Here is a 1214-nt window from a genome sequence, read left to right as displayed (position 1 = left end):
GGAGCTGGCAGCTGCCGCGATGTGGCGGGGCCCGTCGTGGGCGCTTCGCTCGGCTCGCCGCCGTTGTGGTTGCTCGTCCGGCTGCGGGATGGATGTGGGTGCGGTTATCAACCGGCGTGTGCCGTAGGGCGGCGGATTAGTGCCCTGGGAGCGGCGGCCGGGTGCCTCAGTGGCCGCGGTAGGCGCCTTGTTTCACAGGAGTTCCATTCGGGGACCGTCAACCACCTCCCGCGGCGGGTGAGCGGGACTGGGCGGGGAGCAGGCGGCGATAGCCAAGCACTGCCGAGCCGAGCATCGGCGCCGCCTCCTACCGAGCATGGTCCCGGCTCGGCGAGGGGGTGCTGGAGACCCTGTTCAGAGAGGTGGTCCGGACACACCCGGGGCATGGTGGCGAGGGCTACGGCTGCTCCGACGGTCCTTCCCCTACGGGTGGCCTGCACACGATCTACCGCGTCATCAGGGTTGCTTCATGAAGTCGACCCTGAAGTCGAGGCTGAACAGATCATCGTCGTCGACGGTATAGCCGCGGGCGTTCACGGTGAACTTGGCCTGCGGGGTCTCCCGGGGAAGATCCATGCCGAACGTCAGCTCCACGTTGCCGGGCATGATGGGCTCTCCACCGGGGGCCGTATCGGCAGTCAGGCTCCAGTCGGACGTGTCCCCCCTCAGCTTCTCGAACAGGTCATACCGCTTCGTGAACAGCTTGACCAGGCCCAGCTTGACTACGACTTCGATGTAGGCGCCATCAACGATCTCCTCCTGGGCGGCCGCCTTGACGGTGGCCTTCAAAGACGTGCCCGGCATCGGAGGATCGGGAGTGGTCCGGATGCTCTCGATCTGCAGCGGATCCGACGCCAAGCCTGCATCTGTGTAACTCCAACCAGCCATGCGCGAAGCGTATCGACATGGCGCTGCTCAGTGAGGGACGTTCGCGACGGAACACGGCAACTGCACTGGCCCGGCCCACCCAGGGACAGCCGCCCGCTCCGCCACGACGGTGGCGCGCTGAGCGAAGCGCCCACGACGGGCCCAGCCACATCGCGGCAGCAGCCAGCTCCCCGCCAGCCACAGACGGGCAGACCGGTCTCCTCACGCAGCCGCATCCGTGACGGCGCGAGTACGGCGACCAGCCTCCCACCGGCCGCACAGCCAAGCCACCGGACCCGCACCCCCCCACCTCTCCCCCCGCTGCCAGCCTGTTCTGACCCGCACCC

1 protein-coding gene is annotated in these 1214 nt (G+C 68.1%); it reads right to left on the bottom strand.

From position 1 onward, the window contains the following. Nucleotides 1-456 precede the first annotated feature (456 nt). Entirely contained in the window at nt 457-888 is a 432-nt protein-coding gene (locus ACSNOG_RS32725; protein WP_436756330.1) for an ML domain-containing protein, read from the bottom strand. Between the last annotated feature and the right edge of the window lie 326 nt (nt 889-1214).

The sequence above is a fragment of the Streptomyces sp. URMC 124 genome (assembly GCF_051386455.1).
GTDB lineage: Bacteria > Actinomycetota > Actinomycetes > Streptomycetales > Streptomycetaceae > Streptomyces.
This window is presented reverse-complemented; position numbering and strand designations above follow the sequence as displayed.